Annotated in this window: 22 protein-coding genes and 2 tRNA genes; 5 read left to right on the forward strand and 19 right to left on the reverse strand. The window is 43.8% G+C overall.

The window, feature by feature from the left end; all coding sequences use genetic code 11:
* The 10 genes from MHI15_RS17310 to MHI15_RS17355 all read right to left on the reverse strand — a co-directional run bounded on the left by MHI15_RS17310 (position 1) and on the right by MHI15_RS17355 (position 6,789).
* Positions 1-783 (reverse strand): ABC transporter ATP-binding protein, encoded by a 783-nt coding sequence (locus tag MHI15_RS17310; protein ID WP_340034078.1) that lies wholly within the window; start codon positions 781-783, stop codon positions 1-3.
* Positions 752-1,720 (reverse strand): branched-chain amino acid ABC transporter permease, encoded by a 969-nt coding sequence (locus tag MHI15_RS17315; RefSeq protein ID WP_341164640.1) that lies wholly within the window; start codon positions 1,718-1,720, stop codon positions 752-754. Before MHI15_RS17315 ends, MHI15_RS17310 begins: the two co-directional genes overlap by 32 nt.
* 10 nt (positions 1,721-1,730) lie before the next feature.
* On the reverse strand, positions 1,731-2,636 hold the full coding sequence (locus MHI15_RS17320) for a branched-chain amino acid ABC transporter permease (RefSeq protein WP_038569087.1): 906 nt from the start codon (positions 2,634-2,636) through the stop codon (positions 1,731-1,733).
* 472 nt (positions 2,637-3,108) lie between these two features.
* Positions 3,109-3,570, reverse strand: a complete 462-nt coding sequence (locus MHI15_RS17325) for a DinB family protein (protein WP_076280575.1) — start codon at positions 3,568-3,570, stop codon at positions 3,109-3,111.
* Between the two features lie 34 nt (positions 3,571-3,604).
* Positions 3,605-4,150 (reverse strand): O-acetyl-ADP-ribose deacetylase, encoded by a 546-nt coding sequence (locus tag MHI15_RS17330; RefSeq protein WP_341164641.1) that lies wholly within the window; start codon positions 4,148-4,150, stop codon positions 3,605-3,607.
* Positions 4,151-4,391: 241 nt separating this feature from the next.
* A complete protein-coding gene (locus MHI15_RS17335; RefSeq protein WP_076282036.1) occupies positions 4,392-4,997 on the reverse strand; it encodes a class I SAM-dependent methyltransferase in 606 nt (201 codons plus the stop codon).
* Positions 4,998-5,099: 102 nt separating this feature from the next.
* Complete coding sequence (locus MHI15_RS17340; protein WP_076220227.1) at positions 5,100-5,546, reverse strand: oxidoreductase; 447 nt, start codon at positions 5,544-5,546, stop codon at positions 5,100-5,102.
* A 175-nt stretch (positions 5,547-5,721) separates the two neighbouring features.
* Positions 5,722-5,810 (reverse strand) — tRNA-Ser (locus MHI15_RS17345).
* 7 nt (positions 5,811-5,817) lie between these two features.
* A tRNA-Asn gene (locus MHI15_RS17350) sits at positions 5,818-5,893 on the reverse strand.
* A 143-nt stretch (positions 5,894-6,036) separates the two neighbouring features.
* Positions 6,037-6,789 (reverse strand): MBL fold metallo-hydrolase, encoded by a 753-nt coding sequence (locus tag MHI15_RS17355; protein ID WP_076277915.1) that lies wholly within the window; start codon positions 6,787-6,789, stop codon positions 6,037-6,039.
* 129 nt (positions 6,790-6,918) lie between these two features.
* Between MHI15_RS17355 and MHI15_RS17360 the strand changes: the two genes are divergently transcribed.
* Positions 6,919-7,347, forward strand: coding sequence for an Lrp/AsnC family transcriptional regulator (locus MHI15_RS17360; RefSeq protein ID WP_076277914.1), 429 nt, complete (start codon positions 6,919-6,921; stop codon positions 7,345-7,347).
* A gap of 421 nt (positions 7,348-7,768) precedes the next feature.
* On the opposite strand, the gene MHI15_RS17365 is transcribed toward MHI15_RS17360, so the two are convergent.
* Complete coding sequence (locus MHI15_RS17365; RefSeq protein WP_341164642.1) at positions 7,769-14,614, reverse strand: S-layer homology domain-containing protein; 6,846 nt, start codon at positions 14,612-14,614, stop codon at positions 7,769-7,771.
* A 203-nt stretch (positions 14,615-14,817) separates the two neighbouring features.
* Here MHI15_RS17365 and MHI15_RS17370 point away from each other — a divergent pair, with 203 nt between their 5' ends.
* Positions 14,818-15,456, forward strand: a complete 639-nt coding sequence (locus MHI15_RS17370) for a pentapeptide repeat-containing protein (protein WP_341164643.1) — start codon at positions 14,818-14,820, stop codon at positions 15,454-15,456.
* Here the strand turns inward: MHI15_RS17370 and MHI15_RS17375 are convergent.
* Positions 15,446-15,907 carry a SprT family protein gene (locus tag MHI15_RS17375; protein WP_081383508.1) on the reverse strand — a complete coding sequence of 154 codons (462 nt, stop codon included), beginning with the start codon at positions 15,905-15,907 and terminating at the stop codon, positions 15,446-15,448. The genes MHI15_RS17370 and MHI15_RS17375 overlap by 11 nt on opposite strands.
* 120 nt (positions 15,908-16,027) lie before the next feature.
* Here MHI15_RS17375 and MHI15_RS17380 point away from each other — a divergent pair, with 120 nt between their 5' ends.
* The 3 genes from MHI15_RS17380 (at position 16,028) to MHI15_RS17390 (ending at position 17,168) form a co-directional block, all read left to right on the forward strand.
* Positions 16,028-16,390: a hypothetical protein gene (locus tag MHI15_RS17380; RefSeq protein ID WP_036686808.1), complete on the forward strand. Its 363-nt coding sequence runs from the start codon at positions 16,028-16,030 to the stop codon at positions 16,388-16,390.
* Between the two features lie 64 nt (positions 16,391-16,454).
* Positions 16,455-16,586, forward strand: coding sequence for a cortex morphogenetic protein CmpA (cmpA, locus tag MHI15_RS17385; RefSeq protein WP_094903512.1), 132 nt, complete (start codon positions 16,455-16,457; stop codon positions 16,584-16,586).
* 96 nt (positions 16,587-16,682) lie between these two features.
* Positions 16,683-17,168, forward strand: coding sequence for a hypothetical protein (locus MHI15_RS17390; protein WP_076280204.1), 486 nt, complete (start codon positions 16,683-16,685; stop codon positions 17,166-17,168).
* A 26-nt stretch (positions 17,169-17,194) separates the two neighbouring features.
* On the opposite strand, the gene MHI15_RS17395 is transcribed toward MHI15_RS17390, so the two are convergent.
* From MHI15_RS17395 to MHI15_RS17425, 7 genes are all read right to left on the reverse strand, one after another.
* The gene (locus MHI15_RS17395) at positions 17,195-17,389 is read right to left on the reverse strand and encodes a hypothetical protein (RefSeq protein WP_036686806.1); all 195 of its coding nucleotides are present in this window, start codon (positions 17,387-17,389) and stop codon (positions 17,195-17,197) included.
* Positions 17,390-17,510: 121 nt separating this feature from the next.
* Positions 17,511-18,401, reverse strand: a complete 891-nt coding sequence (locus tag MHI15_RS17400) for a carbohydrate ABC transporter permease (protein ID WP_076219626.1) — start codon at positions 18,399-18,401, stop codon at positions 17,511-17,513.
* 13 nt (positions 18,402-18,414) lie between these two features.
* The gene (locus MHI15_RS17405) at positions 18,415-19,296 is read right to left on the reverse strand and encodes a carbohydrate ABC transporter permease (protein ID WP_036686803.1); all 882 of its coding nucleotides are present in this window, start codon (positions 19,294-19,296) and stop codon (positions 18,415-18,417) included.
* A gap of 101 nt (positions 19,297-19,397) precedes the next feature.
* Positions 19,398-20,720, reverse strand: coding sequence for an extracellular solute-binding protein (locus MHI15_RS17410; RefSeq protein WP_038569072.1), 1,323 nt, complete (start codon positions 20,718-20,720; stop codon positions 19,398-19,400).
* A 111-nt stretch (positions 20,721-20,831) separates the two neighbouring features.
* Positions 20,832-21,620, reverse strand: coding sequence for a response regulator transcription factor (locus MHI15_RS17415; protein WP_341164644.1), 789 nt, complete (start codon positions 21,618-21,620; stop codon positions 20,832-20,834).
* The gene (locus MHI15_RS17420; protein WP_370510724.1) at positions 21,617-23,323 is read right to left on the reverse strand and encodes a cache domain-containing sensor histidine kinase; all 1,707 of its coding nucleotides are present in this window, start codon (positions 23,321-23,323) and stop codon (positions 21,617-21,619) included. Before MHI15_RS17420 ends, MHI15_RS17415 begins: the two co-directional genes overlap by 4 nt.
* Positions 23,324-23,677: 354 nt before the next feature.
* Positions 23,678-24,172: a DinB family protein gene (locus tag MHI15_RS17425; RefSeq protein WP_341164645.1), complete on the reverse strand. Its 495-nt coding sequence runs from the start codon at positions 24,170-24,172 to the stop codon at positions 23,678-23,680.
* Positions 24,173-24,199 lie beyond the last annotated feature (27 nt).

Here is a 24,199-nt window from a genome sequence, read left to right on the forward strand (position 1 = left end):
CTACGCCTCCTGTCCCAAATAGGCTTCTATGACTTTGGGATGATTCCGTATTTCAACGGGCGTACCTTCAGCAATCAACATTCCGCGATCCAGCACATAAATCCGGTCACACACCCCCATAACCAGGGACATATCGTGCTCGATAAGCAGGATCGTCAGCTCAAACTCTTCACGGATCCAGGCAATAAGATTCATTAGTTCCCGAGTTTCATTCGGGTTCATCCCTGCGGCTGGTTCATCCAATAGCAAAAGCTTAGGTCCTGCTGCAAGCGCGCGCGCAATTTCCAAACGCCTTTGATTTCCATAGCTAAGATTCCCGGCACATTCATCACATTGATCGGCAAGATTAAATATTTTGAGAATATCCATAGCCTTTTGCGTAATTTCGTTTTCTTCTACAAAATGCTTAGGCAGACGAAGCATGGAAGTGAACATCGAATGTCTGGCATGCTGGTGAAATGCGATCTTAACGTTATCCAGCACCGTCATAGAAGTAAATAGACGGATATTCTGAAATGTCCGCGCTGCCCCTTTTCGGTTAATCCGATAAGGCTTCATCCCGCCTACTGCCTGATTGCTGAGGATAATATCGCCACTGGAAGGCGGGTATACGCCTGTCAGCAAGTTAAAAAGGGTTGTTTTTCCCGCGCCATTAGGTCCGATGAGCCCAATCAACTCGCCTTTATTAATATGGAGAGATACCTCGTTAAGCGCCTTAAGCCCGCCAAATGCACGACTTGCTTGTTGAACATCAAGAAGCACTTCCACTGTTGATGCTGTCACTTGGCTTGACCTCCTTTTTAGACCATTTCAAGAAAGAAAAACCCGTGCTGCCAAGCAGTCCTTTAGGCCGAAAAATCATCATCAGAATTAGAATCGCCGAGTAAATAATCATCCGCAGCTCCGGATATTCCTGAAGCACCGTGAAGAGCACCGTCAGTACAATCGCACCCACGATGGCCCCGCTTGTACTTCCTAGCCCACCTAACACTACCATGACTAGAATTTCGAATGATTTCAGAAAATTAAAGCTGCCAGGATTGATGACGTAGAACTTATGAGCAGAGAGACCACCCGCTATTCCCGCAAATAATGCTCCAAGGGAAAAAGCAATGACTTTGTACAAGGTTGTATTAATCCCCATCGCTTCAGCAGCAATTTCATTCTCCCGAATCGCTATACAAGCCCGGCCGTGAGTGGAACGTATAAAGTTATTGATCACAACAATCGTGACCAATGTGAACAGAAACATAATCGTCCAAGTCGTTTGATTAGGGATGCCGCTTAGGCCTGAAGCTCCGCCCACATATTCTGTATTGAGCAGGACAATCCGGATAATCTCACCAAATCCCAGCGTAGCAATCGCCAGATAGTCTCCATTCAGCCGCAAGGTCGGAATCCCGATAAGTACACCGAAAAATGCAGCAACCAGTCCAGCGATCACTAGCGCCAGTACGAATGGCATCTCAAAGTTCAAAGTTAAAATGGAAGAAACATAAGCACCAATAGACATGAATCCAGCATGCCCGATTGAGAATTGCCCCGTTATCCCATTAATCAGATTCAAAGACACCGCCAGCATGACGTTTATACAAATTAGAATTAGCGTAGACTCCATGACATCATCAAATATTCCCGTTGTTAGAAGAACTTGAATGACGATATATAGCATGACAGAAAATACAATGCCTATCCAAAATGACTTGTTTATCTTCTTCATAGGCACCTCCCTACACTTTCTCGCGGACATTTTTACCAAATAGCCCGGATGGTTTAAAGATAAGGATTAGGATGAGTACAGCAAATGCCACACCATCACGCCATGAAGAGTATCCCAGAGAAGAAACCTCTGTCTCAACTGTGCCCAGCAGAAGTCCCCCTACCAGAGCACCAGGAATACTGCCAATGCCACCTAGAACCGCAGCCACAAAAGCTTTAAGACCCGGAAGCACCCCCATCATCGGATCCACTGAATTATAAGTCATTCCGAAAATAACGCCTGCTGCTGCCGCAAGTGCAGATCCTATAGCGAAGGTGGCTGAAATGGTCCGATCTACATTAATCCCCATCAACCGTGCTGCTTCCATATCAAAAGAAACGGCCCGCATCGCTTTACCAATCTTTGTTCGGTGCACAATATACTGAAGGATGATCATCAAAATAACCGTCGTCCCCAAGATCATGATTTGATTGGAGTCCACCTGAATCGAGGAACCAAACAAGTTGTATTGCTGCTTATTAAGAATCTCCGGAAATCCTTTAGCCTGAGGACCAAGCACAAACACACCGCTGTATTCCAGCAAAAAAGAAACGCCAATTGCAGTAATCAACACAGCGATTCGCGAAGCTTTTCGTAGAGGTTTGTATGCTAGCCGTTCGATTGACATCCCCAGCAACGCACTGATCGTCATAGAAATCACCAATGAGATAAGTAAGACCAGTATCGGAGGAAGCCCTGCTGAAGCCAAGTACCTGGCACTGAACAATCCAATAAACGACCCAACCATAAACACATCCCCATGGGCGAAATTGATCAATTTAATAATCCCGTAAACCATGGTGTACCCTAGTGCGATCAGAGCATAGATGCTCCCTACAGAAATCCCGTTAATTAACTGTTGAATGAAATACTCCATCGCCGTCCCCCAATCCCCATATTTATTTTTAAAAACACCTTTCTTTAGCTTACATTCATTTTCATCGTTTTATGTCACTTATATTAACACAGTACTATACATGCGTCAGTAAAATTTGAGGTTTTTACTATAATATTCAATATTTTATGTTATATTACATAACATTTCGAGTTAAACCTTTGGGATGTATAAAGATAGAAAGTGGGTAAAGAGAAGAAAACAGAAGAATTATGGAGATTTTTAAAGTTTGATTTTCAGAGGGGGAGTCTTTGATTTTACCTACAGATTGCATTTAATGATAAATAATATAACATTTGTCTCTTTGGATATGTGTTTTTCGAGTTTATTATGAGTTACTGGTCAAGTTGTATCTCTATTTTTGCGCAAAAAAAAGCTCTGTCCCACACAATAATTCGAGTGAGAGAAAGCTAATTAGGGTGGTCAGTTCCATTCTTTGCACTTCCGTCACGAGTCAATTACTCATCATTTTCTTGTTTAATTCTTTAATCTGCATCATATGATGTAGGTCATGCGATATAAAATCCTTTAAATAGGACTCAAAGGAAAACCTTCCGTCCACATATTTGCCTGAGTATTTTCCCTCCTCAAGACTACTTATACAATCTAATATTAAGTTACGATACTTCACAGTCAATTCTATTAATTCGTCTTTGGTTTTTGTTTTACCATATGTAACAGCATCATTATTAAATTGATCGAAATCAATAAGTTGAAGTGTTATCGCTTTATCGTATGCTATCGGTTCGATCGTCGATTCATAGAAGTATTTATCCCATAACAAAATATGACTAACAACATCATGAATGGTCCATTTTCCTTCAGCGATGGGTGTTTTCCAATCTAAATCAATAATTTCTAGAACAAATCCATTCCATTCCTTAAACTGATTTAGCAAATCTGATCTGTTATTCATTGGCACATCTCCTTTTCTGGTAAACATCAAAATTCTAACAAAATCTCTTTAATTCATTCTTATATAGTTCATAGTTCGCTTCATCGAAACATATAAAAATAACCTTATTTATTTCCGACTTATTATTTATAATATATTTTGAAACTTCATCTATAGCTATGCTACAAGCAAGATCTTTCGGAAAATTATATATTCCTGTACTTATATTAGGTATCGCAATACTTGTTACTTCATTAGATTCAGCTAATATTAATAAATTTTTATAGCAATTCCTTAACTTCTCTTCTTCGTTATTCTTTCCACTATTCCAAACAGGACCAACGGTATGAATAACAAATTCACATTTCAGATTTCCTCCTGTTGTTATTACCGCTTCTCCAACCTCACAACCTCCCCTTTGGTTACGAATTTTCATGCAATCCTCTAATATCGCTTTTCCACCAGCTCTATGGATAGCTCCATCTACTCCGCCTCCACCCATCAAGCTTGTGTTTGCTGCATTGACGATAGCATCAACATCTAATTTAGTTATATCTCCTTGAATCAACTGAATCATTGAGTTATTTATAATTACATCCATCTGAAATTCCCCCCGAAGTATAATGGTTGCGAACAAGCATCAAGTGCTGATTGACATTCAAGCGGCTTAAATCACCCTAGGAAACAGTCGCTAGCATTAGACTCGCGGGGTTGTCCACCTGGCTAACTCTTCTTCAAACCTTTACCTTTATCGAACCAACACCTCGTGGTCCACGGCGTGAACGTATTGTTCGCAGCTATCTAGCTTTTTCGGAGCTACTAATATGTTCTTCAGCATCCAGCTATTTTTTATATATGTAATCGATAAATCCTTGTCGTATCCATTCGCCTTCAAACTTTCTTTCCAGTACTCGATCTTCTTTGTATATTAACTGCAAATCATCAAACATAGAATCCGCCTCATGATAATCATAATAAGAGTGTATTACGAATTCATCGTCTTCCATTTGTTCAAACTGATTATCCCCCAAATCAACTCCATCGCCGACTCTAAAATCCTTTAGGGTTAAAAAATTCACAAATAATAATCCATTAGGTTTTAGAACGCGTTTCATTTCATTTATCGCTTTTTTCACATCTTGTTTTCTCATATGAAAAATAGAGTTATATGAATACACAAAACTCATCGACTCATCACTTAGTGCCAACTGTCTCATGTCGCCTTGTTGTATATTTAGATTCTGTCCTCTTTCAGTTGCGAACTGACTAGCTCTTTTAATTTGTTCGTCATTCATCTCAATACCGTATGTACTGTATCCATAGTTTGCAAACAAACTTAGTGGAGGTGAATCCCCTCCCGCCCCGCAGTCTAATATGTTTTTTTCCATACCACTTTCATTGCATAATGCCAAAAATCTGTACAAGGGGATCTGCTTAAACAGTTCCATGTTGATTCCACTCCTTTGATCATGTAGTTATTGGATTCACTCATAGATCTTTCCCATATAAATTATTTGAGCACATCTCTTCCATGGGTTTTCAGGTTTACTTTATTGAATCCCCGCAGTTCCAAATGTCTCTTTAATAACTTTTTCGTATTCATCCCATTTAAAGCAAAAAGGGCCTATATCAATAGTCTTATTACCGGATTCTAATTTGAAATCTCTCCATATAATAAGATCCTCTTCTCTCTCAATAAACACGGATATAAAGCCACATTCTTCATCGCCACACCAGGGACAGACTAATATTGGGTACCTGTAGTACAAATATTCATGCATTTCGTTTAACAAAAAATAATTAATCATTTTCCTTTGATGCTCTTCACTACCCCACCCGAGGGAAGGAACCCTATCATATTTTTTTAACATTTGGTAAAGAGACCTATCATCAATTATTATGTCGGCAAAAATAGTATTTTTATTTCCCTCTTGATCGGGATCAAAACTATCATATCGGCTTGACGGTTTTGTTTGTATTTGATTTATAGTTTTCATGCTCCTCCTTTAAACTCTTCACACTTATCAAATAAACATTCGATCCCTCCACTCCATTCCCCTTCCAAAATATTGAATTCACCGTTCTCAGAATCGCATATAGCAACCAAAAAATAAATTTACACAACAAAAAAAAAAGCTCCCAGAATGGAAGCTCTTCTTATGTAATTCAGAACGGAGAGAGTGGGATTCGAACCCACGCACCGCTTACGCAGTCTAACCCCTTAGCAGAGGGTCCCCTTATAGCCACTTGGGTATCTCTCCATGAAAATGGCTCCCCGAACAGGACTCGAACCTGTGACAACTCGATTAACAGTCGAGTGCTCTACCAACTGAGCTATCAGGGAACATTACAAGTGAACATGAATTAATTTATCATGATTTCAAGGTCTAGTCAAGCGGGCAAAATAATTTTTGTGATCGTTTTCAAATTTATGCTATTATTCGGCCGCTTGCTAGATTTTTTAAAGAGATTTCCATCCCTCTCCGTCTATAGATTACACCATTCTCCATCCTGCGGAAGCTGTACCCGATCCCCCAACGATTCCTTCTCTAAATGAGCTTTTAGCTTATCTCGGGTAACCAAACAATGGTTAATGGCGTCCATGTGCACAGCAATCACTTTAGTAGAAGGAGCATATTCACATAGGTCTACGACATCCTGCTCATTCATTGTAATATGGCATCCGCTTAAAAACTGCGCACCACCAGCATTCACAACGGTCACCTCAGGTTTAAAAGCATCCAATGCCATTTTCACCTTATCACACCAAATCGTATCCCCAGCCACATATAGAACAGGTTCGCCTTCCGCCTGAAACACAAACCCGGATACCTTACCCATAAGTTTACCAGTTACTCCAGTGCCATGCCGTCCATCAGTACGTGTTATAGTTATTCCATTAAACGTCAGAGAACCGCTAATTTCCGTGGTATGCTCAAACCCCTGCTTCGCTAATTTATCTCCATCTCCTTCCTGACATAATAGTGGTAGATCATGCGGCAACAAAGAAATGGCAGCAGCATCCCAATGATCCTGATGAAGATGTGTGACAAGAATTGCATTAGGACTCAGCCATTGTTCTACGGCTCCCGGCAAAGGAACGAGCGGATTGCGGCGATCATTGTCAGTATTAAAAATAGGTGGATTAGCACCCTGTTCACTCAACATAGGATCAATTAAAAATGTACTGCCACCATACTCTAGCCATAGGGTCGCATTGCGGATATGCTGTATTTTCATCGGAAGCCCTTCTTTCTTTCAGATATCTTCTGCTACAATTAATTATAGTTGGACCTTGAAACAGAATACATTGAGATTGGAAAAAGATTGGCCTGTTCTACTTTCACGCAGAAAGGATTTTAGATAATAATGAGTTCTTATTTTATAGATGATGTGGATTTTCGCATCCTGCAGCTTCTAATTGAAGATTCCACGATCAGTCACAAAGATATTGGGCAGCAAGTGCATATGACCGGTCAGGCTGTGGGCGCACGTATTCGCAAAATGCAGGACACCGGAGTGATTGAAGGCTACACGGTACGCTGGAATCCGGATAAGGTTGGGGAGACTATTCATGCCTTTATTACTGTTTTTTTGGGTTCGAATACGGTTCACCCAGCCTTTCAGACATTCGCAAAGCAGCATGATAGTGTAAAAGAAATACATAGGGTCAGCGGAGAAGGCTGCTACTGGATACGTGTTCGTACCGGAAGCCAAGAGGAGTTGAATAGCTTTCTCGACGAACTGCTGAAGTTCGGAAATTACAGAGTCAATCTATCGATGGGAAAGCTAAAATAAGGCTGTATCGGAATCGGATATGAAGCTACTATCGGACCCAGTTGACCTTATACTCAGCATAATCACATATTTGGCATACTATCGGACCCCATTGCCTCTATTGGCACGAAAAACACCAAATATGAGCCTCTTTCGAACGAATAGCATCACTTGAGTCCGAAACCCTGCCCAAAAGGCTAAAAACTTGCCAATAGCGTCATTGGGGTCCGTAAGCCTCAGCCAATGATAGCTCGGCGATGTTGGTGTTGGTGTTTATGCAAGTGAATGGGTTACTCAAAGTCAATGAGCTTTCGCTTGCTCATAAGCTTTTATAGCAGGCCAGCCATCGTCAAAAACGCAGAGCAGCGATTCTCCAATAACCGGAGGATCGCTGCTCTGCTGTCCTTTTACTTATGCCATATTGTAGCTTCTACCGCGGTAGTTAATTCAATAATTCAGCTGCTCTAAGCAACCGTACAAGAATTACGGCGGCTTCTGCACGGCTAGTATCACTGCTAGGTGCAAAGCTGCCTAATGGTTGACCTTTCATAATGCCTTTTGCAGCCAGGTCAGACACTGCTTCTTTAGCCCATGAGGAAATAGTTGAAGCGTCTCTGAAAACATCTGTAGCAACGATTGCTCTAGATCCTTCAGCTTCTAGATTCAGCAGCTTCATTGCTCTGGCTGCCATAACAGCCATTTGCTCCCGTGTAATAGGGGCGTTCGGACGGAAGGTTCCATCCTCATAGCCTTGAACCAGTCCTAAGGCTGCAGCAGCTCTGGCGTCCGCTGCATACCAAGATAAATCGGACACATCACTGAAGGTCTTCGTCGTGTTCGCAGCTACAAGACCTAACGATCGAATCAGCATAGCTGCGAACTCGGCACGACTGACAGATTTCTGAGGTGCAAAGGTATCTGTGGATTGTCCGGTCAAGATCAGTCGGCTGGCAAGTCTCTCAATCTCATTTCTCGCCCAATGTGTGGAAATATCTCCAAAAGTCACAGGGTGCAGCGCAGCGACAAATACACCGCTCGCAATACTGCTCCTAACCGTAACCTTGGTCATCCCATTAACGAGCTCATACAATGCAGGTACATAACGGAAGGAACCCGTCTGTTCATCGTATATAAGGACTACACCTGTCTTCGCATCCAGCGCCTCCTTAAGCATAAATGTACGATCTACATAAGTGGTACCGAACCCGCTTGCTGCTACAGAGGTTTTTCCATCCGTTACCTTTAGAGTGAAATTAGCCGGTGTTCCTTGCACAGTAAAGCCTTGCTGCTTAGCTTTGGCAAGCAGTTGTTCCAATCCTTTTCCGCTTAGCGAATTTACATTGAACTCCAGTGTGCCTGCCGGCATTTGTGCGGCTTTGAGCACACTCTCCACAAGCTCTAACGGGAAGCGGTAGCTCATCCCTCCACTTTCAATAACAAGCACAGCTTTGGGGCTAAGTGCCGCCGCCTTACGTAAAGCATCTGCACTAAACCAGGCTGTGCCGTCACCGTTAGCTGATATCTCGATAACAGCCTGCCCTGCAGTCGCCTTAGCTTTTAGCTGCGCATCATGATTAGCTGCTGGCGTAGGTGCTGGTGTAGCCGTCGGTGTGCCGGGTTGAACAGGGTTCACTGACCCTGTAGGGTCTGTTGGACCAGGAGTACTTGTTGGTTCTGGAGTACTCGTCGGACTAGGAGTACTTGTTGGATCCACAGGATCGATCGGGTCTACAGGATCTATCCCGCCAGGTGATAGCACCTCAATTGTATATCCCCTCTTATCGCTGCCCACAGTTACCGTGAAGTCTGTGATACCCGCTTTAATTCCTTTAAGACTGTCGTTGGTAAATGTAGCAATCTCATTGCTCATAATATTTAGACTAGCTTGTGCGGTAAGATCTCTGCCTTCTTTATCTAGTACCTTAAGCGTAGCTGACTTACCCTGCTCTAATATCACAGGCCCACTCTGTCCATCTGCTAGTTTGATAGAGAACGGTTTAATGGCTGAGGCTATTCCTTGATTTTGTTCTTTAATGCTTAAGTCAGGAGAGGCATTGGTCATTAGGTTCATCCGTTCACCACGAATAATCATGTTGTCGACCAGCAGACTCCCTTTCAGATTTTTCGTAACTTCTATACCGCTTGTACCTGCGCCATCCAATACATTATTCGTCAGCACAACTCTATCAATGGAAGTGAGAGTATCTCCCTCTAGATCACCTTGAGCAATCAACCCCGAATAAGTGCTGTCCAGTGCCGTATTGTTGCGAATGAGTACTTTTCCTTTCAGATCACTCTCACCAGCATAAAGCCATAACGCACCCAGATTTACGCCGTAACCGGAATCGTAGCTGCCAGTTCTAAGCAAGGTATTTCGCTCCACAACCGTTGTTCCTTGGAAGGGCTCGGCGGTGAAACGGGTAGAGACTGCAATCCCGGCTCCATTAGTCACAGTGTCTTTTACCACGTTGTCCTGGACTTTGTTATCTTTCCCCCCAAAGATTACAATGTTATCCGCTAACCAAGGCAAGGATACCGTATTAAAACGTGCCGTGTTATTATAGCTCGGTGTACGTTCCGTACCATTCACATCCGTCAACTTGCCGTCTGTAAACGACCACATTGCGATTCCATCATCCCCTGGATAGCGGATGTCACTTTGTTCCATCATGCTGTTGCCAGTCCCTACGGCAAAGTTAATCCCGTCTGCCATAAGATTGCGGATCCGCAGACCTGCCATGTACAGACCCTTCGTACGCGCCTTTTCACCCATCGGCTGAGTTAACCACAAGCCTGCTTTGGTATGTTCTATCCAAACGTTCTGTATAATCGAACCTTGGCCAAAAGCACCATGGAAAGCGTTGGTGATCGCTTCATCATCCCGTTCGTTAATGCCGCCTTCAATCATCAGATCGTAAACACCAACCTTACCGCCGTGACCATAAAACTTAGCTCCATTCAGAACCGTATACCACATGCCGGCACCACGTATTTCAGCGGTATCCAGATCCAGCAGACCCTCACCGACATTAAAGGTACCCGCCGGGAACCACACACCTTTACCTGTCGCATTCGCTTCGGCAAGGGCTGCCTTGAAGGCTGCGGTATCATCTCCCTCATCATTCGCTGCCGCTCCAAAATCCGTTACGGAAATAAATCCGTCCGGGCGAGCCAACTCAGGGGCAACCTGCTCCATATCCACCAGGTCAATGACGTAAGAAGCTGCGTTGTCTCCTGTTCCCTTCTCTAAGCGAATAGTTGCTCCGGCAGGAGCATCACCAATCAGAGCATGGATTTCGTCAAAGAAGCGGTGTCCACTGCCTTGGCGAGGGTCATTTGACCATGGGTAGCTGCCATATTCCCAAGCATATTTGGATGTCAGCTTAAGCTGCTTCTTAATTCCATCCACATATAGAGTCAAGGTTTCTTCCGCACCAGCCCCATCTGGACTATCAGGAATAGAATATCGAAGAACGATGGAGTTAGCTGATTCTGCAAGCTTGAACTCTAGATAATCTCCCGTATTCTTTAAGGCCACCGCTTGTCGTCCAGAAGCCTCGGAAGCCATGCTGAGATATTTCCGCGACGAACCAATCAACGTTCCGTTTGTTGCCGCATCCTCAGCTTCATAGCTGATATATGGAACCGTTGCTCCACGGTATGTTTTGTTTACGCTGTTTTTTACGGTCAGGCTATCAAGGGTTACTTTACTCCAATCCACGTTGTCACTGCTTAGAGAAACCGTGTTGATGCCTGCACGAAGCTGCAGTTTTACCGCTACAGTCTTCCAAGAGGCAGACTTGCCAAGACTAACCTTGCCCCCTTCGTTTAATCCATTCACCTCTAGTGCCAGATCCGTTGCGGCAGCAGCGGTATTTTTGTATCGAATAACAGCATCGTATTCCCCAGCCTGCTGGGCGTTGACTGCAAACCGTATAACACGTTCCCCTTTGAATGCTTCTCCTCCTGCATAAATTGCATCAGCAGGGATAGGTAAGAAGCTCCAGAGCTCACTATCAGTTCCATTTGCAGCAGAACCAAGCTGAACAGCCGATGTGCTGTGAGAAAGAAGACCTGTTCCGTTCGCACTTAGCAGAACAGCATAACCTAACTTCTCTTCCAGCTTCCATTGGGATCTTTCTGTATCTCCAGCAGCTAACAAGACCACTTGGCCCGATTCATTGAGCGAAAGATAATGTCGTGTCTGAACATTCATAATCCGTTTGCGTCCGTTTATCTCCTGGACCAGCCACTGGGATTGAGCCGCCATATCGGAAGCATCTGCATATAGGACAGCCCCCTCTTTTTCGGCCAATACTTTACCAGCCATGCCTTTCGGTACAATGGTTATGATGTTGGTATCATCTTGAACTGGAGTTGTTGTATTGTTATTGCGCAGTTCTCCAGATGGAGTAGTAAACTCCTGTGGAGCCGCCTCAAGTGTCCATAGTGCCGTACCCTCACTTTCTAGCAAAAGCGCACGTTCAGCATATCCTGTCTTATTGGCAATGTTTATTAATTCATCGTCGTATTCTCCAAAGAGACTACGAATGGTGTAATGTGTATAATCGGAAGCCAAGCTTACTTCCCAGGCGGATGCTCCGTCTACAGCAGGATCTGTACTACTGCTCTCCAAATATGAATAATCACCATTCAGCGTTAAAAAATGACCTGTTGCCCGGTTGGTGATCGTCTGTTTACCCTCCTGCACAGATACATTCCAGTGCGAAAATCCATTGTCTGCTGACGGCTGCCCGTACAGAACAACCCCATGCTCATTTTCGTATAAATACTCTCCGCTGCTTGCATTCTTGAATCTTACAGGGTAATCAGGCAGCGGCGGAGCAATCGCTTCAACCGCTTCAGCAGTAAAATGTGCACTGCTTTTTTCCGCTGTATCTGCAGCTTTACTGATTCGGAGAATTGGGTTGCCGTTATCATCAGGCGCACCATAGATATAGTGACCAGCCCATGAGCTCATAATGGTAGTCACACCGGACGCCTGCATATCAACCTTCCACTTAATGCTGGCCCATACATCGTACACTGTTTGCAAAGTCTGAACGCTAACTTTAGGATCAATCTCATCTACAGCCCCACCTATATGCTCAAGGGAGAGATAACGTCCAGTGCCTTTATTTTTTATCTTCACCGATCCATTGCTGCCCGCTATTTCTTGCAACTGCCAGACAAAGGAATCGTCATTCAAATCAAGTGGACCATAAGTAGCCTGGCCTACTGTTACATCCTCGTTCTCAGCAGCTAGAGGTGCAAGATTTTCGTTAGAGTGTGCAGATTCCAGGTCAGCATAGACAGCTTCAGTAACCGTCTTGGATTCTGGCAATTCCTCTATTGCAGCTGGAGAAGTCAGCAAAGGACCGTCCTTAAGATATTGATCCTCTCCATTTACAGCATCTAGCTGAAAACGGAACAAATCTTGTTTTTTCTCGGTGACCGGAACAAATCTCCACTGCGGACTGCCCCAACCTGGATTGATCACTCCGTACTCAGCATATTTAGTGAGGTTTTGAAGTGAAATATACTTCTCTGGGATTTTATTAGGTTCCTTGTCGAGAACGCTACTGATTACGTAGGTGTTGTTCCCAACATTTTTGCCTGTCCAGATGTATTCTCGTTCCACATGATTTCTGTCTGGAAGCTCTGTGACCTGAAGGTGGCCATTTGGCATATTCATCGTGTTCATGTAATGGCCTGTTTTCTTGTTTTTGAACAGCTTGCGGCCGTTATATTTCTCCACGAGCCACTGATCGGAGCCGTCCTTCTGCATATTTCCATATTTTAAAAGACCATCAACACTCTCATACCAATAAAATGACTTCCAGCCATTCTGAATCCGGTAATAGGGCCCGGTGCCGTCAGTCGGTGTGTTAGGATCTAAAAGCTGCCACTGAGCGCTCAAAGAAGTCGCATCCCCAATCGCACCCGCATGTTTTCCACCCAATGTAGACAAATAAATGCCTGTGCTTTCGAGATTCTGAAGCGTCTGGTAATCATCATAATCATCGGAATCATTAAAAATCCATTGATCCGACGGCTGACTTCCACTAATCTGCAAGGCCTTGGCAGTACCTTCACTATAAGAAACATAATGATCGGTTGCCGCATTACGGATACGCTTATTACCGTCATAATCTTCTATATACCATAGATAGTCAGAGGTGTTAGCGGCATCTGGCGCAATAATTCCATGCTTAAGCTCGCCGTTTGCGGATTCATATAAGAAATCTGTAGCCACTTGTGCATCCGTATAAGTTGCCAGTCGTACAGGCTGTAATTCGGAAATAGGCACGATTCTCCACTGCGCGCTTGGATTAGAGGCTGAACCCGGCCAGCTGTTAGATCGCACATTATTGTCATCGCTGAATTGTGGATTTAGCCATAATGGACTCCCCTCTTCAGTTAAACCACTGTTACGAAGGGTAATGAAGCCCGTCCCATCAGGGCCTGGTGCATGCTCTTGGACCCATTCACTTAGCTTCACGTGATCCATATCGACTTCCTGCGAAAAAACCCCAGCCCAGGTCACTTCATTTTGCTTAATATAATGACCTGTCGCACGGTTGCGAATCATTACTGTTCCGTCATCCGTCCCTGATTCAAGATACCACTGGGCCGCTTCATTGCTGACAGGCTGTTTACCGTAAAGAACATTCCCTTCACTTTCATACATTACCTGACCGGGGCGGAGACGACTCTCTAGCCGTACAGGTGCTGCATTTAGATCTATAAAAGCCCACTGCGGACTCTCAAACGTAACATTGATATCCGAGCTTACTTGCGCATAACCAAGCTGATTCTCCTCGTGGATAACCAACTTCCCCTCTGGCACAGTCGCACTTCGGATGATCATGTATCCATTGCGATTGGAAGTATCAATTAGCCACTGATCCGCAACACTTCCTGAACCTTGGTGTTCTGCCGCCTTAAGTGAATCCTCTTTGCCGTTGTTACCAGCCATTGTAATGTAATGGCCTGTCTTCACATTCTTGATTCGTGACAGCCCGTTCACCGTCTCAACCGTCCAATGCGCTGAAGCATCGGCTGGATTGGTCATGCCATAACGCACGATTCCTGCGGATGTCTCATATAAAAAGTTGTTTTTCCACTTATTCTTGATGAGTACCGTACCTGATGGAATTTGCTCAGCGCCTGTTCCTCCAACCCCTTCTGCTCCCACGGAACCACTACCGGTTCCCATTACAGGCAAGCTTGAAAAAATCAGCAGCAGCGCGAGCAGACCCGCCATTGCGGACCTGATTCGTTTCATACATGTGCCCCCTCTAATTAATATGGACTTCCTTTTCATATTAGTTTGGGAACGCTTACAAAACGATGTGCGATTTTATCCAGAAAAAGGTGTATTTGTACGGATATCCAATCCCTACAACCTTCATGAAGATTGACAAATCGGTTTAACGCGATGATAGTTAGTTTTAGCTACCCGCAAGGAGTAAACAAACGGAGGTACATATGAATTTCAAAATTGATTCGCCAAAAATAGCAGATCCAGACTCTCTTCTTCCTGAGCAAATATATTCACTGCAAACTAAAGACGAATTCAGCTGTTGCAGCATCAGCGATACGGTTATTGATAATCAAGAGGCTAATAAGGTCAGCTTTGATCGCGTGATTTTTAAAAATGTAACGATTACGGAGTGCTCCCTAACTGGGATCGAGCTTATGGACGTGATATTTGATCACTGTGATCTATCTAATGTGGATTTTACGAATGGCATTATTCATCGAACTGAATTTAGAAACTGCAAGCTCATCGGCACAGACTTTACAAGAGGCAGATTCCAGAATGTTCGTGTAGTAGATTGTATCGGGGATTTTGCTACGTTTCGATTCGCTAATCTGAAGCAGGTTGCTTTTGAGAACAGCTCATTAATGAGTTCCGACTACTATCAGTCAAATTTCCAAAAAATCAACTTCAGCGAGTGTAATATGGATCAAGCCACATTGTCAGGATCAAAGCTTAATGGGATCGACCTTAGTGACTGCGAGTTCAGTGGCTTGATCGTGGATATCAAAGATTTAGAAGGATGTATCATTTCGCCTCAGCAAGCTGTTTCTTTTGTCGGATTATTAGGTTTGGTTATAAAATAAATAACTTCAACTTGCCCGAACATTTACCGCAGCGATAACGCTTAGGGTCTACTTTTCGCTTACGCGGATACTCCATGGCACAGGCACTGCATACAAGCTTATATCGATAGGGCAGCGGCTTCCGAGCTTTTGCACCCGGCAGTGTCTGACAGTAGCGGCTTCCGCCGACTTGCGCCAGCAGGCTTTTGAAATCAGCGTCACGATGCATATACCCTCGCTTAGCCAAATGCAAATGATAATGGCAGAGCTCATGCTTTATAATCCGCTCCGTCTCTTCTCTGCCAAACATGGCAAGCTGATGGGGATTAATCTCTATATTATGGCTTTTGGTAAAATATCGGCCACCCGTTGAGGACAACCGGCTGTTAAAGCTGGCCTTATGCCTAAACGGCACGCCAAAGCTGTCCCGTGATACCTGCTCAATCCACAGCTGCAGCTCTTCGTTGCTCATAGTTTCCATAGCGTTCTATCACAAGTCCTTTCCACGGGAAATAAGATCTCTACTTGAATTGTAACTTGTGCATAGGCTAAACTGTCAAGAAGGAAGACAAGTACGGAGGGAGAATGAACAATGCCGAAAATGCGGTATGTAATTTTGCAGCAAAATCAAGAATTACAATTCGTGGAAATGCCTGAGGAATATGCGTACCAACTAAGTGCGCTCAATTTACGCCTGAACAAAGAAATCGACAAGCTGACAGCCGATAATGTTCCGGATCTGCCCTTAGCCATCGCCGAGTGCGATTCGCTGGATCTGTTACGTGAGGATTACTCCCTGGAGTCCGGTCTGGATTATATCAATAGATTGGAACAAGCCTTCGCCTCTGTTCAAGAGCAGAAGAACTACCCACTGATCTCCCTGCTTACTGAGATACGAGCACTACAGGCTCAATTGGAGCAGTGGTACGAAGAGGAAGCAGAAAGCCTACTGTAATCCGCACCTTTAGGCTTATTTCTCCATATTCTAACTTACGTAAGTTGTTAGAGGAGGGATTCGCTTGCCACAGTGGCTCTGCCATCAGCTAATGAAAGCTTATTACAAAAAAGACCGCCGTCAGATCAAGCTGCTGAATGAGTGCTGGTTCTTTTATCGTAATTCTGCGGAATCGAGTAATGAGATGAAGTTATAGCCTCGGATGATTAAAATCTAGGACATATTTAAAGCAGCGGCTACCGTCTTTTAAAAAGACGGTAGCCGTTTTTGTTAAGAAAGGGGACTTATAATTATGATCAGTAGAACAAGACATATACAGCTGTCTCCGGAAAGTGGGACTGAGGAAGAGGACAATTATAATCTCTATGTCATAGTCACATTCCCTGACCGCTCCCGCTGGGCATCGGATTTCTACACCTTCAAGAACATCGAAGCGATCCGACAAGACTACATCCAAAGTGGTGCTTGTCTAAATGGGGCCTACTGGAGTGCACCTAATTATCTAACTGTCGTGGATCATATTGATCGCAAGCGAATTGAAGAAATCGTCGATTTATATATTTCGGAAGGTACATTCGAATACGCCTTTGAATACATAGGACAGGTCACGGAGCGGGATCTGGAGATTATCGATTATCCGGAAGGCTTTTTCAACCCTTTAGAAAAGCTTGAGCACAGGTACGTTATGCGGCAGTTCGCTGCAATTGAGTTTATGCTGGAGAATGCTGCACCAGAAACTATAGCAGTAATAAAAAAGATCATCGCAGAGAAACAATAAGACTCCGCCTTAAGAATCAATCTTTATTAAAACTTAGGAAATACATATTTAACCAAAAAGAACAGAAAACCAAAAAATATAATAATGTAAGCAGCATATTTAATAAAGGTAGATGCGACAACGCTGGAATCCGATTTCCGTTGTACCTCCCTATGCTCCACTTCAACACTTCTATCCTTATAGCCCGGTTCCATCAGCAATCTCTCCTTTCGAATGTTCATCTTTGATAGCCTCCATTAACCCGAGGCTTTCAAGATTGAATCAAAATTCTAGATTGGATTAAAAAAAAGACCGGAATTCTCTTCAGCTTTTCGAGCTGAGAAATTCAGGTCTTCTTTCTACTTACCCTTTAACCGAACCCGCCGCAATTCCCTCAACGATACGGTTACTGAGGAACAGGAATGTAATCAGGATAGGCAAAATACTGATCATAAGCGTTGCCCCGATCGCACCCCAATCCGTCGTATATTGACCAATGAAGTTTTGCACCCCCACGGTCAGCGTCTTGTAAGAATCAGAACTAATAAATGTGTTTACAAAAATAAATTCGTTCCAGTTATAGATCATATTAATAATGGCTGTAGTCGCGATCACCGAGCTTGTCATAGGAAGTATAATTCTAAAAAACATTCTGTTCACGGAACAACCATCAATTACTGCAGCCTCTTCCACTTCGCGTGGCAGTGCGTAATAGAAGCCCAGCAAAATCATAATCGTTATCGGCATGTTAAAAGCGACATAAGACAAAATAAGTGACAAAGGGTGATCCGTTAAGCCAATCTTATTGAATATACTAAATAAAGGAATAAGCGTGGAGTGAACAGGAATCATCATCGCTACCATAAACAATCCCAGTACGAACGAGCTTCCCTTCCATTTCATTCTGGTAACTGCATACGTAACCAAGCTCCCGAAGATAACCGTTAACACCGTAGCCACGATGGTAATCCATACGCTGTTGAAGAAATACACGTTGATGTTCCCTACATTCCAGACCTTCGCGTAATTCTCCCAATGAGGATTCATCGGCAACGATAGAGCAGGAAGGTTGAACACTTCCTGATTATTTTTTAATGAGAAAAACAGCAGCCATACAAGCGGAAACAATTGCAGAGCAGCAACGGCAATCAACACGATATATAGCAATGAGTAGCCTAATTTACGTGTGATCTCCGTGCCAGCGCCGCCTGTCTTTGGCCCGATTTCTAGCCTTCCTGCAGTTCCAGACATCATGAAGCGCCCCTCCTTATGAGTATTGGATCGAATCTTTCGTAGCAGTTAATTTGCGAATGACCCAAGTAATGACGAGACAGATGACGAGCAGGAAGAAACCAATTGCGCTCCCGTAGCCAAAATCATAAGCCCGAAAAGCCTGATGATACATATAAGACGCCATCACTTCACTAGAGCCATTAGGACCTCCATCCGTCATAACAAAGATTAAGTCAAAATACTTCAGAGAACCTACAACGGCCAGAACAATCGTAACTTTAATGACTTCCATTGCGAGTGGAAGCTTAATTTTCCAAGCGATTTGTAAGGCAGAGGCTCCGTCAATCTTTGCTGCCTCTTCCAGAGAGGTCGGGATATTCTTGAGTGCTGCGTAATAGATCAGAATATAGAAACCAGCATATTGCCACAGAATGGGAATAAATAAAGCAAACAAAACTAATGTAGGCTCTGCAAGCCATGCAGGAGGATTAGCAAAACCAATGGATACTAATAAGCTGTTCACAATTCCGTTCGTCGGATGATAAATTCTTAGCCAAAGCTGCGCAATCGCAACGGACGATAGCAGCATCGGAATCAGATATATTTTGCGAAACAAGTTAGCTCCCTTGATCCGGGCGGCTAATACCATAGCAATTGCCAAATAAATAATGAGACTTAGGGTAGAAAACAACGCTAACTGCAGAGAATGCCAAGCACTATTCCAGAAGGTTTGGTCTGTTAGCAAAGCTTTATAGTTATCAAATCCGATAAAAGTCAGAGCACCTATGCCATTCCATTTATTCAGTCCATAATAACCCGTTAGAACAATCGGAATATATACAATAGCCAGAATGAGAAGCAAGGCGGGAAATACATATAACGCGATTATTTTTTTGTTAGACATCACTTTATCCAAAGTGTCCGACTCCTTTCCTTCATAAACCGTTTGAGGAAAGGCTTATCCGGCATCACGCTGCCGGATAAGCTAATTGTCCCCTTCGCCTAGTTGTCGAAGCTTTAGTTGCCTTTAGAGATGGCCGCGTCATGCTCCTCGGAATACTTCTCTGGCGTCACCGCTTTGCCAAAAAGAGCCTGGATCATATTCAGATGCGTTTCTGCTGCATTGGCACGCATTTGAACATCTGCGAATAAAGTGATGCTGCTAGCTTTGTTCATTTCGTTAAACAAATCGATGTAGAGCTGTGGTAGATCCAGTGTGGCGGTGTCCACCTTCGTAGCTGGAATAACGCCTGCTCCAGTTACGGATTGCTCTCCCCATTTGGATACGAAATACTCGACGAATAATTTTGCTTCTTCTTTTACCTCAGAGTTCTCAGCAACAAATAATCCTACACCTGGTCCACCTACCCAGCTGTTAATGTCTCCCTTCCCGCCTTCAACTGTCGGGAATTTGAAGAAACCAACACTATTACGGAATTCCAGTGGAATTTCTTCATTCGTTGTGAAGTTTGGCAGATCCCATGATCCCATCATGTACATTGCCGCCTTGCCATTTACGAACTCTGATTTTGCCTCTTCATTTGATAAACCGTTGAATCCCTTAACAAATGCATTGCTGTCTACAAGTGATTGGACCTCTGATGCCGCCTTTACTAATCCTTCATCCATAAATGAGCCTGATCCACTGATCGCACCTGCAAGTGCCTGTTGGCCTGCGATCCGATCAGCCAGATACATATACCAAAGCGATCCTGTCCAGCGATCCTTATTGCCGAGAGCAATCGGTGCAATGCCCCCATCAGATAGTGTTTTTACAACTTGCTTAAACTGATCGTAGGTTTGTGGAACCTCAAGATTATACTTTTCAAAAATAGCTTTATTGTAGTAGATAGGTGCGATGTTAAACTCAAGTGGAAGCGCATACGTTTTATCGTTAATAGCATAAGCTTCTGTAGTTCCTGCGACGAACTTGTCTTTTAATTCACCATTCAACAAGTCATCTACAGGTGCGAACAGATTTCCTTCAACGTAAGGCTGCAAAAAGCCAGCGGCCCAAGTTACCCCAACGTCTGGCAATTCGTTAGAAGCAGATAATACCTTCAACTTATTTTTGTATTGCTCGTTGTCCAGAACCTCTTGCTTGATCACAACATTGGGATGCTCTGTTTGATATTCTTTAATGATTTGATTAACAATTTTATTTTGTCCGGCAGAAACACCTTCTGGCCATAAATGCATGAAGTTAACGGTGACTTTGTCGCTTCCCCCATTTGCACTACCTTTAGATTCACCTGCATTGTTATCTTTTTGACCACAACCAGCTGTGACAAGAACGAGGCACATCGTTAAGAACAATATTGTCCATTTTTTATTGCGCACGCTTACAACCCCTTTTCTATTGTTGTCTAGCGGCCTTGTAACCGCTTAACTAGATTGTAGCTTGGATCCCATGATGTCGTAAGGTCATAAGGATTGGGACTAATACCACTATTATTGGATTCTTTCCTCCGTGGTCATGACGTTCTGCCGGTATTGCCCTGGACTAACATTTTCGAGTGCACGAAATACCTTCACAAAATATTTGGCTGTTTGATAGCCTACTTGTTCCGCGATTTCAGCAATGGACAGCCGGGTGCTCACCAGTAGTTCTTTGGCTCGTTGTACTCTCCTTCTCGTTACATATTCACTGTAAGTCAGTCCCGTCTGCTCTTTGAAAAGGACGCTGAAATAGCTGGCATTCATGTGTAATTGATCCGCTATATCACGCATGGATATCGATTCGTGAAGATGTTCGTCTAAGTATCGGAGTGCCTCACGCACTTGAGTGCTATACACTTTCTCCTGCTGTACCGTTTCCATAAGCTTGGGATCGATCAGCTTCTCCATTCGTTCGATTCGATAAATATCATCCTTGCGTTTCAATGCTAATTCCACTGCTCGGACCAGCTTCGTTTTGTCGAGTGGCTTCAGTAAATATTCAACTACACCAAACTGCAAGGCTTTCTGTGCATAGTCAAATTCAGGATGGCCGGAGATCACAATAACCACTGGAGGATGAGGCATTTCGTTCAGCTTTTCAACTAATTCTAGCCCTCCAATCTCAGGCATGCGCACATCGGTAATAAGCAGATTAACTTCGTTATTTTGCAGCCATGCCAGTGCCTCAACACCGCTTGCTGCGGTTTCGATGCGATATTGACCGGATGACCAGGCTTCTAATGTTTTACGAACCCCTTCTCTTGTTCTCGGTTCATCATCTACGATGAGTATAGTTTTCACGTGTTTTTCCCCTCTCCAGGTTCATTCGGTATTTCAAAAGAGATGCTAGTTCCATAACCTTCTTCACTTCGTATTTCAAGCCCGTCCGTATTGTCTACGTAACTGAGTTTCAGTCTCCGCTCTATATTAGCAATACCAATCCCAGTCCCTTTGGAAGACCTCATGCTCCCCTTCTCCATGGTGTGATAGATAGACGATATCTTTGCTGCATCCATCCCTGGACCATCGTCAGTTACCGTAACCAATGTATATCCCGGACGACTTGAAGGTCTGACAATTAGCATGACTGTCCCCGGTCCAACCCTTTGCTCTACGCCATGAAGAATCGCATTTTCGACAAGAGGCTGGATTAACAGCTTCGGTAGCGGGACACTTCGGCAAGCTTCATCTGACTCAATCCGCCAGGATAACCTGTCGAGCATACGCATCTCCATAATCTTCAAATATCTTTCGGCATGGTCGAGCTCATCGCCGATAGTCACCCATTCATCATCATCAGTTCGATTGATGACATAACGAAAAAGCCCCGACATATCAACCACAATTTGAGCTAATTCCTCCTCACCTTTTTCATCGAGGGCCCAGTAGAATGCTTCTAATGTGTTAAATAGAAAGTGCGGATTGATTTGAGCCTGAAGTGCCTTTAATTCTGTGCGACTCTGGACGATCTCCTTTTGATAGACGACTTCAATTAGTTCATTCAGAGAGTGAACCATCTGGTTGTAAGTATTATTGAGCTCATTGATCTCCATAGTGGTAGAAGTGACTGAAATCGGTTTCAAGGTTCCGAATCGCGAACCGCGCATCACTTTTATCAAATTCAGTATGGGCCGTGTAATCATCGTGGATAAAATAAAAGTAAAGATGAGAAACAATAAACTGCCAACAACACCAGATACGATGATCGCTGTACGAAGGACAGATATCCCCTCTGTTGTATAGTCAACTGGAGTGAGGATTACTAGCCTCCAACCTGTTGCCTTGGACTGCTTCTGAATTACAATGTAGTCTTCTCCGCCAACCTCAACCTTTTCTCCTCCATGATCCAGTATCTTATTTGCATTGACATTTACGGAAAAATCGGAAGAAATTTGCCGTCCCGCTTCATCAAATAATCTCATTAATTCACGCGTTTCCGCCTGTGAGCTGTCCACCTCATCCGTAAGCTGGAAGTAACTTTTCTCAATTTGAACCATAATATAGCCAGCTTTCGTGAATGAATGATCAATCAGCCTAATATTACGAATCGCAATGACGATATCCGAATTCCGCGGGTCAAGTCCAAACCATACGAGACGTCCTTTGCCCTCGTCCACCCGGCTGATCCATTCTTCGGATACTCGATTGTTCAAGCTGGCGTCATCAACCGAAAGTAATTTCTGATAATCACCTGCATACAGCTCAATGGAACGAATCCCTGTCGCATACGCCTCATATTTACGTACTTCCTGCTGGATGGTTTGACGTTCGGCGAAACTGATCGGCTTTCCTTCAGCCTCTTGAGCGAGCAATCGCTGAATGGAGGCGTTGGTTGCCACTTGCGCCGTCAACGTATTAATCTGCCGGATCAGTACATCCAATTTGCCCGTTGCCTGAACTGCAGTCTGTTCAATGTGCTTCTCCGCACTATTGCGTAATAGAACCGAAACTTGCCCGTACATAAAAAAACCAACCGTGGCGAGTACGATCACCATGACAAACATGAAACCCAGGAAAATTTGATTACGCAATGTGTTTAACTGTCCAAACCTCGTCAATCTTTACACTCCCTTCCGCCTGATAGACTTGATTCCTCATCAAAAAAGATGACCCTTAAATCTTCAGGAATCATCTGCAGCTCTAGTTATTTGTTAATTCAGCCTTTGGATTATATGATATCAGTGATTAGTTTCTGAGCCCATATCCATATCGCGTTTTAATTTATCCAAATCAACCAAAAAAACAATATAGAATATATACTCGTGCCTACCAGAGTTGCACAAAAAAAAACCGTACCTCCGCTGACCCGGGTATACCGGAATAGCAGTGTACGGCTTGTATTTTTAAATGTGGAGATTCTAATTAAAACTACGGTTGGACACCCATGAACCCTGCAATTTACGCAGCATAATAATTTGTCCAGTATGGTAAGAATCGTGTAGGATAAGGCTCATTACCTCTTCCCCTGGCGCATGACCCGAACCGCCCCAATCATACGCGCCTTCTTCCAACGCTTCAATGATTTCTCTAAGAGCAGCATGCACGTCCTTCAGGTCTGCAACGGCTTTCGCCCATGCTTCTTCTCCTTCAGCTGTTACAGTAAAGGTATCATCGTTGCTTTCAGCATCGGGTTGTTTGGGCAACCCTTGTAGCTTTCGCAGCAAACGCACCTTATAATAAGTTAGATGGTTAACCGTTTCCCAGATAGAATTGGCCGCCCCACCCTCTGGCTTCCAGAGAGCCTGTTTGCTATCCACACCTTCCAGCGCATCGCTAAGCGGCGGAGTCCAATCCTCGATATCCATGCAATAATCCCAATTTTGGAGCAAGACCTCACTGATTTTATTTTGCATGTTCAACCTCCTAAAAATTTGTGTAAA

The organism is Paenibacillus sp. FSL H7-0918, from assembly GCF_038007025.1.
GTDB classification, from domain to species: Bacteria; Bacillota; Bacilli; order Paenibacillales; family Paenibacillaceae; genus Paenibacillus_AQ; species Paenibacillus_AQ odorifer.